This is a genomic window from Serratia sp. JKS296 (genome assembly GCF_900215445.1).
GTDB classification, from domain to species: Bacteria; Pseudomonadota; Gammaproteobacteria; order Enterobacterales; family Enterobacteriaceae; genus Serratia; species Serratia marcescens.
Genome location: NZ_OCMX01000002.1, coordinates 83663 through 98868, shown reverse-complemented (window position 1 = coordinate 98868; position 15206 = coordinate 83663). Strand labels below are relative to the sequence as shown.

Genomic DNA, 15206 nt, shown 5'->3' with positions numbered 1-15206 from the left:
TATCGCGGTGGTTGCCGTCGGCAAACGTGAGCGCGGCGATGTGTACCAGCTGGCCAGTGAACGCCTGAAATGATACAGGGCGCCGGCGGCAAACCTTCGCCAAACATCAAAATCGTTGGGATATAAAGGATTTATTGGAATGATAGTCGCAAAACCTATCTCGAGCAAAGAACCAGACCTGTTGGCAGGAAATGAACAAAAAATACTGGTAATCAATGGTTTATCCGGCGCTGTACTGGCAAGCATCAAGCCTGATAGCACTGGTTGGACGCATGACCAATTACTGGCCATTGATATCGACAGCATGGCGCCAGAAGGATGGGATGCCTATCTGGCTGACAATTGGATCGGCAGTTCAGAAATATAAATTTTCAACAAGTCGATATACGCAGCGTTTAGCTACGCTGCATCTTAAACTGGGCTCAGTCAAAGGAAGGAAATGCCGAGTGTCTTTACAGGAATGAATCGTTCAAATAAAGCCGGTGATCTGCCTATCGCCGGTGCCTATCAAAACACCTTTTTCAAACCTCCTATGAGCTTCCTCCGGTGGCCGGTCGCAAGCGCCCAGCCATCGAGCCCTACTCGACTAGTCGCTCGCGCGCGCGGTCGCCAAGTCTCGCCGAACCCGCGTAGCGGTTTCGGGCCTGCCGGCTAAGGTCTGAAAGCCAACATCAATAACACCAAGGTCAACAGCATGCGCTTGCTGCCGGCGATGCCGGCGCCGCTTTAACTGTTCGTCGCCTGGCGACGAACGCTGAGGACGCCCCGGCGTTTCGCCGTGTCGGGTGTGTTCCTGCTCATCTCACCGGTGGTTATCTCTCATCGGCCCTTACGCGGCCGCTTTTGTAGCACCGTCGCTCGGTTGCCCGCAAGGGTGAAGTGCACGCCGCAAGCGGCGCCCTTGCTGTCACCCGTTCGCCGTCGCTACGTCAGCTTTTCGCCGCGCAAGGTTCCGACGAGAGATAAATCAACCACCCAGGAAGGAAAGCAGCATGAACACACAAAACGTCAACGTCAAAACCGCCACGAAGGAACGCTCTGAAAGATATGGGTGGACGGAAGCCTATGGTTGGGGCTTGTCGCCTGCTGAACGTATTGCTGAGCAACAGGGCTATCTGAACGAGCTGCACCATTTTAACGATCAGTGGAAACCGGAAAGAGCGCAGCGGCTGATGGAGCTGCTGATGACTATCGCCGATAACGTGCTGGACTCGGTGACGAACTGGAACGACGTGGGTGCTTTTGGTGATAAGCCCCGCGTTCCTTACATGATCGTGCGTTGCTGGCTGGACGCGATAGCGTTGGCGCCAAAGATTTGCGGCGAAATGGGCAGTAACGCCGTGGCGTATGTGCTCGAAAATTTGGAGGGGAGATTTGAGTTTGAATGTGCGATGGCCCGGATGGATCGCCCATAACTTTTACCGTCCGGGCGGCGGTGCTGCTGCTCGGTCTATCACTAGAAGGAGATAACACTATGAAAATTCAGAGCATCAACACCGCCGCCAAAGGAGCGTCTGATGATTGGGATGTAAAAGCCTGCCTGTTTGTTACTCAGGAGATCGGTCGCTTTTCTGTCAAATTCTCGGCGCCATGCATCGGGGGCACGGTGAACCTGAATTGCAGCCACATCACGAACGCCTGCAATCCGTTTGATGCCGTGGCGCGATTTGTGCGCGAAACCAGCGCAGAGGGTTGCACGGTGTACGCCGTGGAACAGCTCGAGCCTGTGCACCCCGTTTGTCTGAGCACAACCGGGTATCGCTTTATGCAAAAAGGCTTCATCTGGCTGTGTCTCGATACCGGCGTTTTCGTCGATGTGTCAGAGGATGGCCGGATGCGACGCGGGGACGATGGCCGCACGTTGCCTTACTACGGCACGTTGACCCGCATTTAACTGGTGGAAAACCACCCTAACAGAGGAGAAAAAACGATGTATCAGACCGAAATCAGCACCGAAAACCGCATGGCGTGGGATGCGAGTACCGAGGCCGCGTACTGGCAACGGCGCGAGCAGCAGGCACGCAGCGACGTGGAAGAAATCACGCTGGCGGCGTTTATGGATGCCATCGCGGTGATGTACCCGAAAGACTGGGAGGGTGACGCACATAGCGAAACTTTCAAGCTGGCCGAAATGTACTGCGGGGAGGTGACCACTGTCTACGCCAAGGTCGGGGAGCGTTATTTCCGGTTCCGCGACGTGGTGACGTTACCGCACAGCGCCATTTTGGCGCGGATCAATAAGGAGGTGTTAAGCCGGGAGACGCAAGCCCGTAAATGAAAAAAGCAGCGTTTCCGCTGCTTCCTCATGCCGGTTTACCCCTAGGAAAGTTAGACCGGCGCTCTATCAAACTACATGGAGTCTCACCATGAAATCAACAGACCCAAGCATCATGACAGTAACCGACGAGTATGTAAAGCTCCTGCAGGCAGAGTGCGAGCAGGTGAAGCGCCAATGGCGGATCGCGCGCGGCGATATAGCCGCCGCCGACGTCGATCCGGATCTGCGGTCGTTCGGGCGTCATATCGCCGGGTGTGTTCGCAAGGGCAAATCGGTGCGGGTGCCGTCGATGCGAGGCAGTGAGTGGGGGCACGTTCTGCGTGCGCTGGAGTTAACGCGGGCGATGGCCTGATAACGCGAGCCGCCCCGTTTCGGGGTGGCTATTCACTGACCCGGAGGTTAATTGATGTCACAACTCTCTTTTGATGCCCTGTTTTCGGTGCCTGTCGATGCAGTGCGCCCGGCTGAAAAGAACGTCAGGGCTGATGCGTTAGAACAGCCAAAAACCGCCGACCCTGTACCGGGACGAAAACGGACAATCACCGGCGATGATCCGCGTAAGGCATTTCTGTCCACGTTCCGCGAAACGGCGCGTTATCACCATCGCTATGAAGTGTTCAGCGATTTTGTGAAGTTGGCAGCCTGCGCGTTGGAGAATGCCTGTTTAAAGTCGCCGGATATCGAGGCGGAGTATATGGCCACAATACAGCGCTATGAGAAGGCAGACGCGCAGCGCATGGCGCAGCTGCTTTCGTTGCTGGTCATCGGGCTGGATCAGGGCATGGGGGATTTTCTCGGCTCGCTGTTTATGGAACTCGAACTGGGCAGCGACAGCATCGGCCAGTTTTTCACGCCGTGCCATCTCTCCGAGCTTATGACGGGACTCGTGGCCGGTGATCGGCTAGCGGTGTTGGATAAAGAGCCGTATATCACGCTGTCCGAACCGACCTGCGGCGCGGGCGGGATGGTGATCGCGTTTGCAAAAGTGATGCTGGCGCGGGGGTATAACCCGCAAACGCAGCTGCGCGCCGACTGCGTGGACATCGATCCGGTGGCGGCGCGGATGTGTTACATCCAGCTGTCGCTGTTGGGCATTCCGGCGCGCGTGGTGATCGGCAACAGCCTGACACTGAAGTATCAGCGCGAGATGTATACGCCGTTTTGGTATCGCGTGACGTCTGCGCGCTGGCCAATGTATCGATAACAACCGAGGGAGGAGGGCAGGGCGATCCTGCCCGATAATGCATGGCAGAAAACGACACGCTGCTATTACCGGGCGAATTTACCGATCGGGGCGGGGATACTGGGCGTTTGATGACGACGCCGTGTGCTACCTGGAAACGGAGGAGGGCACGGCACCCTTTTTCCGGTGGCGGTGACGCAGGTCAGCCCCGCGCGGTAAAAGACGAACAGAACGAAAGGCCGGCGCCTTCGGCACCGGCAATTCTTTCTCTTCTCGCACGCTGTCACAAAGACCTGGTGGCGGTTTTTATACCTCTCCCTTGCCGGCTGCCGGTATTTCTGCGGTGAACCGGGTTTCCGCATGATGCCAGGGCGTGCCCTTCGGGCCCGGCTGTCGTGCTGCGCAGGGAGCCGGCACGCCGTCTCCCCCCTGACGGGCTTCCATCCGTCACGCGATGGGCACGCTTGCAGCCGGCGATGCCGGCGCCGCTTTTCACTGTTTCTCGCCCAGGCGAGGAACGCTAAGGGCGCCCCGACTTGTCGCCGTGTCGGCCGTGTTCCTCCTCGCTGAGTTTCCGGTGAGCCATCGGACGGCCGTTCCCCGGCGGAGGGCTGTTCGTAGCACCGTCGCGTCACCCCGCAAGGGGTTAAATGCACTTCACCGAAAACTTTTTCCAGGTAAAAACTTTTCGTCTCGCCCCTTGCGTGTCTCCTTACGCCGTTGCTCCGTCGCCCTTTGCCGCCAGGGAACTCACCGAACGATGGAATAACCACCAGAGAGGAGCAAGAGCAGGATGAACACGCAAAACGTCAACACCGCCACCAGAGAATCTTCCAAACGATGGGCGGGAAAATACCCCGACGCGGAAAGCATCATGATCCGTCAACTGGCATTTATGGAGGAATTACACGGCGTGTATTTGTCCCCTGACGAACTGGCGCAATCGCTGTATGAAATTTTTAACACGATGACAGATCGGGTGGTGTTTAACGGCGTCGATAACTCGCCGTCCGATAAACCGAAAATTGCGTATGCCGTCGCGCAACATTGGATTAAGGCGCAGCGTCTGGCCGGTGCGTATTTTGGCGAGACCGGCGTCGTTGCCTGGGAACATGCGCGTTATCGGCTGCACCTTCAGTTGGCTATCAATCACTCATACCATTAATTCATCGCCGGTCTAAAAAAATTGTCCGGCCTTACTCAAAGAGAAAGGAGAATATCATGCGTCTGACTTCCCGTTTTGGCCGTTATAACGCCATTCGTAAAGATCGCCCGTTAACCAACGAAGAATTAATGAACGTGGTGCCGAGCGTGTTTTCAGAAGATAAACACGATTCACGCAGTGACCGTTATACCTACATCCCCACCATTACGCTGCTGGATAAATTACGCGAGGAAGGCTTTCAGCCGTTTTATGCCTGCCAGACCCGCGTTCGTGATGAAAGCAAACGCGGGCATACCAAACACATGCTGCGGCTGCGTCGGGAAAATATGATTGTCTCCGGCAATAAGGAAGTGCCAGAAATCGTATTGTTGAATAGCCACGACGGGAGCAGCAGTTACCAAATGATCCCCGGAATGTTCCGCTATGTCTGTGCCAATGGAATGGTATTTGGCCAATCGTTCGGTGATGTTCGTGTCCCGCATAAAGGGGACGTGGTCGGGCAGGTGATTGAAGGTGCGTATGAAGTGCTCGGCATATTTGATCGCGTCGATAATGACCTCGATACCATGAAATGCATTTCACTGTCCGATCGCGATCAGGAATTATTTGCACGGGCGGCATTAAGTTATCGCTACGAGTATGAAGATAAATCCCCGATCACGCCGTCGCAAGTTTTGCGTCCGCGTCGGCGAGAAGATTACGGTAATGATTTATGGACGACATTCCAGCGCGTTCAGGAAAACATGATTAAAGGCTGATTACCCGGTAAAAGCGCGGCCGGGAAAAATACCCGTACTCGGGCGGTCAACGGTATCGATGGCGATATTAAATTGAACCGTGCGTTATGGCTGATTGCGGATGAATTCAAAAACCGAATGAAGTAACAGGGTGCCCCGGTAATGACGCCCATCAATACCGGGGCCGAACACTGCTACAGAACGTACAGTTAACACAGCGCGGACAGTATGAAATCACGGGGTGAAAGATGCAAACGGAAAATTTACGGGTATGCAGTACGGCACATTTTACATCGGAAGATAACGCGCTGTTAGCGACAATGGCAGGGCAGGCGGCTTTTCGTTCCTGGGTGGTTAACATCCAGCTCGGTTATATTCTGGTGCTGACGGATTATCGTTGGCGGCTGCGGGTATTAAAGTCGCAAGGGGCATCAAAGGCGCTGAGGCGGTTTCTAATTCACCATGTTAAATATTACCGCACAGGCTACATCCATTTTGATTGTGATGCGCCCATTCTTCCAGGCTACGACGTTTTTGAGTGGTAGCGCGCTGATAAGATGCGTCCCCATCGAGGGGGCGCATCTTATTCTCCCCGCCCGCCCAGCGGGAAATACATTTCCCGTTCCCGCTGCCCCGAAGGGACGCCCAAGTTAGTACCAAAAAACGTGACCGTTTTTCGGTGGTGTCCGTTAACTCTGCGATCCGCTTACCCACATCTACACAATCGACGTTATTTCACCTTGATCCGGTGAAATAACCGCTACCGTTCGTTTCCCATTAAGATGATGGGAAACTTCACTGGCTTTGTCTTATGTGCATATGTGGATAAACTATGGGTTCTGAACGAGGAGGGGTTGCTGCTTGTTGGCTTTTATCGCCCGGTAGGTCTTCTCGATTTTACTCGCATACTTGTAACGTCGCTGCGCCTGCTTTGGTGAATCTTTGAACCCTGCATTATAAGCTCCCACTGCCTGCCAGGTTGCTCCCCATTTCTTAAAGGCAATCGCGAGATAATAAGCACCGGTGTAGATATTCATGCACGGGTCTTGCTTCAGGTGCCGTTCTGACACCCCTATCAAAGAGAGGGAGTTAAAATGCTGGGAGTCAATTTGCATTAACCCTACACCGTACCCTGTTGTCGGGTTTGGGCCGATGGCGACGGGATTAAATCGTGACTCGTTCCATGAAATAGCACGTAGCAGATCCGGGTCGATGCGATAATCCCGACCCGCCATGTCAAAACAATCAGCCATAGCGGCCGTTGAACTGAATAGCATTAATGCTGCGATGAGGTTCTTCATGTTTTCCTTAAAATCCCTAGCCCTGGTGAAAATCTAGCCTTTTCGGGATCTCGAGTCAACAAATTCGCGCTCTTTTGGGTAACCACATCACACCCCACGCAAAATTGTATTTTGAAGAATTTTCTATTTAAAATAGTTGGTTATTAGTTTTAGATATTGTTTTGTTTTTACATGGTGAGAAATTAGAGTTGTAAAGGACTCTAACTAGAGTCGTTATTCGAGTTTATACACAACTCTATATAGAGTTATTAATAAATTTCATATATATAAACAGACTCGACCCTAGAGGCGAGTTGTGCTTTTTTGCTTTTATAGCTATCATTAGACTCGCAAATAGAGTCGGATTTGATTCGTGCATGCCAACTCAAAATACATACAGATTATCTGTCAGCTAATAATATCATGGAGTAAAAATTATATGGCAAGAATTCAAGCATATGTCAGCAAGGAGGCGGTTGAAAAGATTCACGCAATTGTTGAACAGCGCCGTCAAGAAGGGGCTGCTGAAACTGAAGTAAGTACATCTAGTGTTATTTCCATGCTTCTTGAACTCGGTCTCAGAGTCTATGAGGCACAGATGGAAAGAAAAGATGACCCTTTTAATCAGACGGAGTTTAACAAAACACTTTTAGAAAACGTATTGAAAACTCAACTTGCAATGGCAAAGGTTCTTGGTGCAAGTACTCTAGCTCCACACGTTGCAGATAAGCCAAAACTTAATAACTATCAGAAAATCATTTCTGAAATAAAAGACTCGGTTCAAGAAGATTTGCAACGGTTCTTTTTGGTTAGCGATAACTTTGAATATGGTGATGATTGAAAGTAGGTTTTTAGTGTAATTTTAAATATATCTATTATAATCAAAGTGAAAGTGACATTGAATTTATCAAAGGAGTGTGTATGCAAGGAAATCTAAAACTATATGGCTTTTTTATTGGGCTAACTGTTACCATAATGATTACATGTGATACCTTGGTTTACAAGGTTCTCGATGTGTATGGTTTCAAAATAACTGCAAGTGGTATTGTATTTTCGTTGTGTTTTTTAATCTCAACACTCCTAACAGAGGTATATGGCTATAAGTTGTCTGTAAGAGCCATTTGGATAATGGTTATATGTCAAAGCTTATATGTTTTGATTCTTAATGTAGCTGCTATTATACAACCTGAAGAGAATGCTATTGCAAGTGGTTATTATTTTTTATACCACGAGTTCTGGAGGGTTATGATTGGGACTTGGGTGTCTGTACCAGTATCATATTTTGTTAACGGATTTATTATATCGAAAATGAAAATAGTGTTTTCTGGAAAGTACTTTTTTGTGAGATATATCGTAGGTTCTATGACAACACAAGCAGCTTTATTGCTAACGGCTTATCCAATTAGTCTATCCGGTAAGTACACATTCACGGAGTTAGTAAATATTATCAGTACAACATGGTCATATAAAGTCGTTGTCTCAATAATCTTGTTACCCCTTGCTATATATTTGGTCGGTATTGTAAAAAGAATTGAAAAAACCGACCACTATGATTGGGGTACATCTTACAACCCGTTCAAGTAATAGCAGAAGGATTTGCCATGAAGATTATACAAATCACTGATACACATATTTATTCTGAAGAGAATAAGGTTGGGTTAAAACACCTTTCTAACCTGAAATATATTATTAACTTTATTGAGTCAAATCTTGATCAGATTAACGCAGATTTAATCATGGTTACTGGAGATATATCTCATGATGGTGGAGATGCGTCTTACGAGAAGTTTTTTAAAACGATGAGTCATGTTTCTTTACCTGTTTATGTTATACCTGGAAATCATGATAACAAACAGGGGTTGCATTATGTTTCCGAGAAATATGATTGTGGTTTAAATGTTAATTCATTTTGTAATCAGGATTGGCGTATACTGAGTGTCGATTCTGTTGTGGATAATGAGGATTATGGTTTTATAAAAAAGAAAGATTTGGTTGGTTTTGAAAAGGAAGTTTTAGCAAGTAAAAGTAAAAAAATTGCTTTATTCTTACATCATCATCCTATTCAAGTTGGCACCCCGATTGTAGATAATTGTATGTTGATGAACGCATCTGAATTTCTTGATGTTTGCCAGCGTTTGAATGTTTCCTTTATTGGTTCAGGACATGCTCATACACTTTTTCAACGTAAGATTGGAGATACCCTGGTGTCAGTTTCTCCAGCTGCGTGTTCTCAATGGAAGAATGGAACTAAAGAGGTTTCCTTCATTGATAATAGCGCGTTTAGTGTAGTTAACCTTGGTGAACATGTACATGTAACACCTTGGTTTATTTGATTAATGTAAGTTTTGTTTTTTTAGGATTTATTTTTAAGTTTTGATTTTTTGATTGGGCAGAGAGCTCTCTGCCTTCTTTTATTCCTGTATAAAATGCAATTTTTGTTGCATCTAATGAATCAGTTTTATCAACGATACCTCTGTTTCTCACAAACTCTATGCCTGATATTGATATTGAGTTAATCCCATTCCTTAGAGTCCAAGTACAGTTTCTTTTTTCTTCCAAAATTGTATATTTACTTGATTCTATTTTAAGCTTTGATTCGGTTTCTGCTATATGAGCTATGTCTTTCGGATTGACATGCCTTAAAAAATCTCCCTCAACTAGTTGATTCCAACTTTTTTTTACAAACGTATGTGTTCCGAACTCTTTGAACAGCCAATATCCATCCGAAGTCCTTTCAACACTGCGATCTAATGTGTATATATAACAAGGAGTAAATATCCTCTTTATAAACATAGTGATTTTGTATAATTCCATATTTTACTTCATCCTCTTTACTGTTTTTAATAACACCCCGACGATTGTGTAGTCACTATAAGACTTGGCTACGTTGTCTGATTCGAGCGATATGTTTGTAAATTGTAAGTTTCCATCTGAAACGAAAACTCTTCTCAAACATATTGGGTAATTCTTTAATTTAACTAAAACAATATCACCATCGCAATATTGTTCTTTTAAGGATATTACGCAATATGTGCCACGATCTAATTCTGGGGAGAGTGAGTTGTTTGTTATTTCAACAGCGAAAAGCGAATCATCTTCAATATCATCAACTTCTGTTGTGTATGTGCCTGTTGATCTGATCTTATTTGCTAGATATCTCTCAATATCACTATAGGTTATAAGGGGTATTGATTTTACATTTTGACTAACTTCTCCAGTAACTCTCAAGTCATTATCTGTAAGGTCACCTACTTTAACGTTGAAATAATCTCCAATGGAGGTAAGAGTCGATATCGTTGGATTACCAACTCCCTTTCTAAGATTGTTGATGGTTGCTATACCGATCCCTGTCTCGATACTTAGCCGATTGGCGTCAACACCATGCAAACGCATGAGGTAAGTAAGGTTTTCGCCTATCATTTTCAATGACATATGATTTTCTTCTGATGTTTTAATGTGTTTTTGTTGCATTATAATGTTTTCTGCCTATACTTTAATGTGTGTGGAGTGTGATCAAGTAGCGTTGGTCCACTCTCAGTGTAGTACTGACTGTTTTACTGCATCCAGTGTTTGTGACGTTCTTATGACTATTGTTGTAAGTGTAAGATGTAACAGGGATTTTTTGTCTTCTGATGGCTTTTCATCCTCGTTAACTAACATAACTTACGGTTTTTATGGAAAAATCTCAATCGGAACATGAGTACAGTTCTGTTTCTATCACCCTGCAGCTTGGTCCTGAGGTGAATGAACTGCTAACACATGCTGCAAATAGGTCTGGGAGAACAAAACGTCAGGAGGCTCTTTTGAGGCTCACAGACCATCTTCAGCAAGTCCGAGACATCGCTACCCAGGGCAAGAGTTTTAAATTTTAACAAACTAATATCTGAATTTAATAAGGAGGCTAACTACAAATATCAAATCACACTTTAAATAAACCGACCATATCTGGATATTAAAACATATCCATACGTGATTTTTATTTTATAGGAAATTTAATAATGAATGCTTTATTAAGCGCTCAGGGGCCTTCTGTTGCCCAACGTCAGGGGTTTTCACTTCGTAAGCTGTTTTCTCGGCAACGCGTCGTGAATTTCCTCAAACTCGTTCTGCCTTTTGCCGTTCTGACCGCGTTATTCCCGCAGCTGGCGTTGGCTGCCGGGGCTTCCGGTGACTTGCTTAAAACGGGTGACGATACCGTTAAGCAGACCGCCGGCAGCGGCTCCACCATGTACAAGTGGATCATCCTCGGTGAGGTCGTGACCGGGCTATGCCTCTATGTCTTCACGCACAGCTTCAAGTTCCTGTTCGGCTTCATCATCCTGTCCATCATCGGCAACGTCGGCATGAAGGTCGCCGGCTACTGAGGAGGCATTATGTCGGGAGACGATATCAATCTTTACCGTTTCCCGAAAACACTGAACAACCAGGGCCGCTGGTTTGGTTTAACCCCTGACGAATTAATTCCCATTGTGCTTTCTGCCTGCTGGTTCTTTTGGCAGGGCAAACAGATTGCGGGAATTATCGTGGCGACTCTGGTTTATCTGGCAATACGCAAGGTTAAAAAAGGGAAGGGCAGCGTCTGGTTGCGCGATTTGGCGTACTGGTATCTGCCCACCTTTATGTTGCGTGACCTTTATAAAAAAGTGCCGCCTTCGTGTTTTCGGCAATGGATTAAATAGGGTGAGGGAATGAAACATTCAGCCAGACTTAATTCCAATAGGATTATCGCCCTGAGTTTCGTGTCACTCGGTGTGCTGTTATTCCTGAGCATTGTTTCTATCGTCATTCTCTCCGTAACCAATTACAAACTGCAGGGCGATCGTCAGGTCGTCGCCGTTCCTATGCTGTTTAAGGCGCCGTTTGCGATTTCAGAGAACAGTATGGACGCCGGCTATCTCGAGCAGATGGCGCTGAGCTTTGTCTCACTGCGTCTCAACGTCTCCCCTGAGACGGTTGATGCCTCGCATCAATTTCTGCTCACGATGGTCAAACCCGCCGCACAGAAGGAACTCAAGCTGACGATGGCCAAGGAGGCCAACCAAATCAAAAAGAATGACGTTAATGCGGCGTTCTTTAAAACCGGTGTTCGCGTCTATCCCGCAGAAGGCCGGGTCGATATCCGCGGTGAACTCAAAACCTGGTTCGGCGACAGCAAGCCGGACTCGGTGCTCAAGCATTACGCCCTCTATATCGACAGAACTGACGGCGTGACCTGGCTGGCCAAATTTGTCGAGGTATCCGATGAAAACAAATAACCCCGTCCACGGATGGCTGTTTGCCTGTGCGCTGACCGCTGCCGGCACTGCACAGGCCGGCACGGTGCTGGCGCCGGTCACCATTCCTTTGCAGAACGGCAGTCAGGCGGCCGTGGCGCTCAGCAACAGCGAACCCAACCTGTTCAACGTCCCCGGGGACAGCGTGCTGGCAGTATCCGGCGTTGACGAGAACCTGGTGCGGTATGAACCGACCGCCAACGGCGGGCTGGTGCTCAGTACGCTCAACAAAAAGCCCTTCACCTTCGTCATTGAAACTGAGCGCGGGATGAATTTCTCCATTCGCGCAGTCCCACGCGCCGGCAGTGGCCGCACGTTCCAGCTGGTCAGTGGTGATCGTGGCGTGTCCGAGCCGGCCCGGATCTGGGAACAGTCACAGCCGTATGAGTCGATGCTGGTCGACCTCAACCGCTCACTGATGGAAGGGCGGTTGCCGGTAGGTTATGGCCAGGTGCCTGTGACCACCGAGCAGCTGGCAGCGCCTTACGGCCTGCGTGCCGAGGCTGCCCAGGTCTGGAAAGGCCACAACCTCAAGGTGGTGCGCTTTACAGTCAGTAATCCCGGCACGTCCGCGCGCTGGGTGAACGAGCACGATTTCTGGACGGCGGGAGTGCGTGCGGTGATGTTCGACACACCGACCCGCCAGATTGTTGCCGGCGGCCGCGCAGGTGTGTGGATCACCTTCTCCGGGGAGGCAGCCGATGGCCAACATTAATGTCATCGTCAAACGCAAACAGTTCCTGTGGGCTGGCGGCGTTGCGCTGGCGCTTGCCGCGGCCGTTGGCGTGGGCTGGTACGTCTCGCAGGACAGTGAGAGTGAACCGATGCAGGCCAGCGAACCGGCCCCTGACATGACCGGGGTGGTGGACAACACCTTCGGCGAGCGGGCGACCGAGAACGCCATCACGCAAACCCAGGTGGCGCAGGCCGAAATCAACAAGCAGTTCTCGTCACTGCGTCAGGAAATCGACATGCTGAGTAAGGCGCACCAGGAAGACCAGAAGCGCATCAGCACGCTGGAAGACGAAAACCGCAAGCTCAATAACCAGACAGGTGGCGACGGGCCCCCAACACCAGGGAGCACCACGCCCGGCGCCACCGCCATTCCCCCTCTTGCTGCCGGTGTGACGCCGGAAGGCGAGCCGATGCCGTCGGCCTTCCCTCCGGCGCCCGGCGGCCCGGTGCCGCCGCCAACCGCCTTCTATCCGGGGCGCGGCGCGGTTCCGCCGCCGGTCGTGGACTACACGCCTGTTCCGGTGCCGGGTCAGCTGTATCGCAAGGTGCTGCGCCCGAAAGAGGCCGGCAAGCCAAAGAAAAAGTACCCCTACATCCCGACCGGCAGCTTCGCTAAATCCATCCTGATTGAGGGGGCGGATGCCAACGCCTCGGTAACCGGGAATACGGCCACGGTGCCGATGCAGGTGCGGTTGACCGGACGGATCGAAATGCCGAACAGCAAGACCTACGACGCGACCGGCTGCTTTATCAGCATGGAAGCCTACGGGGACGTCTCCAGCGAACGTGCCATCGTGCGTACCCGCAAAATCAGCTGCATCCGGGGCGACGACATTATCGATCAGGACATCGATGGCCACGTTTCCTTTATGGGCAAGAACGGCGTCAAGGGCGAGGTGGTGATGCGCAACGGCAAAATCCTCGGCTTTGCCTGGGGCGCCGGGTTCCTTGATGGGTTAGGTGAAGGTGCCGGCCGGGCGGCGCAGCCGACCGTTGGCCTGGGCGCAACGGCCAGCATGGGCGCCGGCGACATTGCCAAGTCGGCCCTCGGCGGGGGCGCCAGCAAGGCGGCGTCGACCCTCAGCGATTACTACATCAAGCGCGCTGAACAGTATCACCCGGTTATTCCGATCGGCGCCGGCAATGAAGTCACGGTGGTGTTCCAGGAAGGCTTCCAGATGAAAACCATCGAGGAAGTGGCGGCGGAAAAAGAGAGCCGTCAGCAGGCGCAGACCGACGGGGGCGATCAGACCAAGTCCGGGCAGAACCTGAACGGCTTCAACACCGATCAGATGCTGAACCATCTCGGCAAGGTTGATCCGGCTCAGTTCGGTATCGGTAAAGGGAGTGGCCAGTGATGGATATTAAAGAGCAGAAGTCCACGTTGAAGGCGCTATTGCATCTGTCCGAAGTTTATTCGCGGTTTGGAAACATTCCACATTTCAGCGTCGGGGGCTGGTTGGTGATGGGGGCGGTCATCGCGGTGGTGGAGTGGTTTTGGTTTTCATTGGGTGGTGGGTTGCTCTCTGGGACGCTGATATTTGCTCTGATTTTAATTGTGCATTGGGAGCTTACCCGGCTCACCCGCTCCTCTGTCTTGCAGGAAATATCGCGGTTGTTGGCGCGTTATCCAGCCCGGCTGCAATACGAATACCAGTCGTTACTCCAGGATATTGGCGCGGGGACACCAGAACTTCCAGCGGCGATAAGCGGCTTTCACGACAGAGTCCTTATCCAAATATGGGGCTGTAAGTTAAGAAACTGGGCTTATGAGGAATATGCCCTTCTGGGACATGGATGCACGCAGAACTCACATGACGCTGTGGGGCAGTCGAATGTGGCTCATGCCGATGCCGCCAACCCGCTTCTTGAGAATACCCACCACAAGGTGGTGGCGTTCCGCAAACCCGGACCCGTTCAACAGGACGATAAGGAGACAGACCGATGAATAACAACGACAACAACGCTATCCGGCATTTCGATGACTTTCCCTTCCTGGGTGTCGCTTCTGCAGAAATCGGGAACCTCGTCGTCTGTGGCCGAACCGGCGCGGAGAAAACAACGCTGATGCAGTCCATCGTGGATAAATACAGCGCGAATGCCGTGCGGCAGGGCATTTCTATTGCACCGACACAGCCTACTGAGGATGAGGCCAAATCATGACTGAACGAAAAATGACGGGGTTATATGTCTTTTTATTGCTGGCCTGGTGGGGTGGTTGGCTTGCGCTCGATGCGTGGCGCATTGAGAACCTGCTGACCGATGCCGACAAGTGGGCCGGTTTTCGGCGTGACATCCTCTGGTGTGCGGGGGCGGCGGCGCTCTCCTTAATTTTCTTAATGACGGGTCCCAACAAAAAATCCTCTGTTTACGCACTGTCAGTATGCCTGGCACTGATAGTGCCCATCTCGGTCGCAATCGTTGCCGGGAGTTCTTTCATTCACTTGGAGTTTGATGTGCCGACGTTCTTGATGGCGCATACATGCGCCGGATGGGTAATGACTCTGGCTGTACCGTTAGTGACTTTTTTCTCTGTCAGGGTTTAAGGAGACTCA

The 15206-nt window shown here is 50.3% G+C and carries 23 protein-coding genes and 1 pseudogene; 21 read left to right on the top strand and 3 right to left on the bottom strand.

Annotation, left to right across the window (positions count from 1 at the left end; all coding sequences use genetic code 11):
• Positions 1–139 precede the first annotated feature (139 nt).
• The 9 genes and pseudogenes from CRO23_RS24420 to CRO23_RS25010 all read left to right on the top strand — a co-directional run bounded on the left by CRO23_RS24420 (position 140) and on the right by CRO23_RS25010 (position 5908).
• Positions 140–367 carry a hypothetical protein gene (locus tag CRO23_RS24420; protein ID WP_097103323.1) on the top strand — a complete coding sequence of 76 codons (228 nt, stop codon included), beginning with the start codon at positions 140–142 and terminating at the stop codon, positions 365–367.
• A gap of 625 nt (positions 368–992) precedes the next feature.
• Positions 993–1415: a hypothetical protein gene (locus CRO23_RS24415; RefSeq protein ID WP_097103321.1), complete on the top strand. Its 423-nt coding sequence runs from the start codon at positions 993–995 to the stop codon at positions 1413–1415.
• Positions 1416–1474: 59 nt separating this feature from the next.
• Entirely contained in the window at positions 1475–1894 is a 420-nt protein-coding gene (locus CRO23_RS24410; protein ID WP_097103320.1) for a protein TraE, read from the top strand.
• Between the two features lie 36 nt (positions 1895–1930).
• Positions 1931–2278 (top strand): hypothetical protein, encoded by a 348-nt coding sequence (locus CRO23_RS24405; protein ID WP_097103318.1) that lies wholly within the window; start codon positions 1931–1933, stop codon positions 2276–2278.
• Between the two features lie 88 nt (positions 2279–2366).
• On the top strand, positions 2367–2630 hold the full coding sequence (locus CRO23_RS24400; protein ID WP_097103316.1) for a hypothetical protein: 264 nt from the start codon (positions 2367–2369) through the stop codon (positions 2628–2630).
• A 54-nt stretch (positions 2631–2684) separates the two neighbouring features.
• A complete protein-coding gene (locus tag CRO23_RS24395) occupies positions 2685–3482 on the top strand; it encodes an N-6 DNA methylase (RefSeq protein ID WP_097103314.1) in 798 nt (265 codons plus the stop codon).
• A gap of 772 nt (positions 3483–4254) precedes the next feature.
• Entirely contained in the window at positions 4255–4626 is a 372-nt protein-coding gene (locus CRO23_RS24390; RefSeq protein ID WP_097103311.1) for a dehydrogenase, read from the top strand.
• 56 nt (positions 4627–4682) lie between these two features.
• Positions 4683–5510 (top strand): annotated as a pseudogene (locus tag CRO23_RS24385) (DUF932 domain-containing protein).
• 101 nt (positions 5511–5611) lie between these two features.
• A complete protein-coding gene (locus CRO23_RS25010) occupies positions 5612–5908 on the top strand; it encodes a DUF5983 family protein (RefSeq protein ID WP_141398638.1) in 297 nt (98 codons plus the stop codon).
• Positions 5909–6193: 285 nt separating this feature from the next.
• Here CRO23_RS25010 and CRO23_RS24380 read toward each other — a convergent pair whose 3' ends face one another.
• The gene (locus tag CRO23_RS24380) at positions 6194–6664 is read right to left on the bottom strand and encodes a transglycosylase SLT domain-containing protein (RefSeq protein ID WP_097103309.1); all 471 of its coding nucleotides are present in this window, start codon (positions 6662–6664) and stop codon (positions 6194–6196) included.
• Between the two features lie 418 nt (positions 6665–7082).
• Here CRO23_RS24380 and traM point away from each other — a divergent pair, with 418 nt between their 5' ends.
• The 3 genes from traM (at position 7083) to CRO23_RS24365 (ending at position 8976) form a co-directional block, all read left to right on the top strand.
• Positions 7083–7484 (top strand): conjugal transfer relaxosome DNA-binding protein TraM, encoded by a 402-nt coding sequence (gene traM / locus CRO23_RS24375; protein WP_097103307.1) that lies wholly within the window; start codon positions 7083–7085, stop codon positions 7482–7484.
• An 80-nt stretch (positions 7485–7564) separates the two neighbouring features.
• On the top strand, positions 7565–8227 hold the full coding sequence (locus tag CRO23_RS24370; RefSeq protein ID WP_097103305.1) for a VUT family protein: 663 nt from the start codon (positions 7565–7567) through the stop codon (positions 8225–8227).
• A gap of 17 nt (positions 8228–8244) precedes the next feature.
• Positions 8245–8976, top strand: a complete 732-nt coding sequence (locus CRO23_RS24365; protein WP_097103303.1) for a metallophosphoesterase family protein — start codon at positions 8245–8247, stop codon at positions 8974–8976.
• On the opposite strand, the gene CRO23_RS25005 is transcribed toward CRO23_RS24365, so the two are convergent.
• Positions 8969–9457 carry a hypothetical protein gene (locus tag CRO23_RS25005; RefSeq protein ID WP_141398637.1) on the bottom strand — a complete coding sequence of 163 codons (489 nt, stop codon included), beginning with the start codon at positions 9455–9457 and terminating at the stop codon, positions 8969–8971. The two genes, CRO23_RS24365 and CRO23_RS25005, sit on opposite strands and share 8 nt — an antisense overlap.
• A gap of 3 nt (positions 9458–9460) precedes the next feature.
• The gene (locus CRO23_RS24360) at positions 9461–10114 is read right to left on the bottom strand and encodes a helix-turn-helix domain-containing protein (RefSeq protein WP_097103301.1); all 654 of its coding nucleotides are present in this window, start codon (positions 10112–10114) and stop codon (positions 9461–9463) included.
• 203 nt (positions 10115–10317) lie between these two features.
• On the opposite strand from CRO23_RS24360, the gene CRO23_RS24355 reads away from it, so the two are divergent.
• From CRO23_RS24355 to CRO23_RS24315, 9 genes are all read left to right on the top strand, one after another.
• Positions 10318–10515 carry a TraY domain-containing protein gene (locus tag CRO23_RS24355; protein WP_097103299.1) on the top strand — a complete coding sequence of 66 codons (198 nt, stop codon included), beginning with the start codon at positions 10318–10320 and terminating at the stop codon, positions 10513–10515.
• Between the two features lie 126 nt (positions 10516–10641).
• Entirely contained in the window at positions 10642–11007 is a 366-nt protein-coding gene (traA, locus tag CRO23_RS24350; protein WP_097103297.1) for a type IV conjugative transfer system pilin TraA, read from the top strand.
• 9 nt (positions 11008–11016) lie between these two features.
• Positions 11017–11322, top strand: a complete 306-nt coding sequence (gene traL, locus CRO23_RS24345; protein ID WP_097103295.1) for a type IV conjugative transfer system protein TraL — start codon at positions 11017–11019, stop codon at positions 11320–11322.
• 9 nt (positions 11323–11331) lie between these two features.
• Complete coding sequence (gene traE, locus CRO23_RS24340) at positions 11332–11898, top strand: type IV conjugative transfer system protein TraE (protein WP_097103293.1); 567 nt, start codon at positions 11332–11334, stop codon at positions 11896–11898.
• Positions 11885–12631 carry a type-F conjugative transfer system secretin TraK gene (gene traK, locus CRO23_RS24335; protein ID WP_097103291.1) on the top strand — a complete coding sequence of 249 codons (747 nt, stop codon included), beginning with the start codon at positions 11885–11887 and terminating at the stop codon, positions 12629–12631. Before traE ends, traK begins: the two co-directional genes overlap by 14 nt.
• Positions 12618–14009 carry an F-type conjugal transfer pilus assembly protein TraB gene (gene traB / locus CRO23_RS24330; protein ID WP_097103289.1) on the top strand — a complete coding sequence of 464 codons (1392 nt, stop codon included), beginning with the start codon at positions 12618–12620 and terminating at the stop codon, positions 14007–14009. Before traK ends, traB begins: the two co-directional genes overlap by 14 nt.
• Positions 14006–14599, top strand: coding sequence for a hypothetical protein (locus CRO23_RS24325; protein WP_141398636.1), 594 nt, complete (start codon positions 14006–14008; stop codon positions 14597–14599). The genes traB and CRO23_RS24325 overlap by 4 nt, the downstream gene beginning before the upstream one ends.
• Positions 14596–14814: a hypothetical protein gene (locus tag CRO23_RS24320; RefSeq protein ID WP_097103285.1), complete on the top strand. Its 219-nt coding sequence runs from the start codon at positions 14596–14598 to the stop codon at positions 14812–14814. Before CRO23_RS24325 ends, CRO23_RS24320 begins: the two co-directional genes overlap by 4 nt.
• Complete coding sequence (locus CRO23_RS24315) at positions 14811–15197, top strand: hypothetical protein (protein ID WP_097103283.1); 387 nt, start codon at positions 14811–14813, stop codon at positions 15195–15197. Before CRO23_RS24320 ends, CRO23_RS24315 begins: the two co-directional genes overlap by 4 nt.
• The last annotated feature ends 9 nt before the right edge of the window (positions 15198–15206 follow it).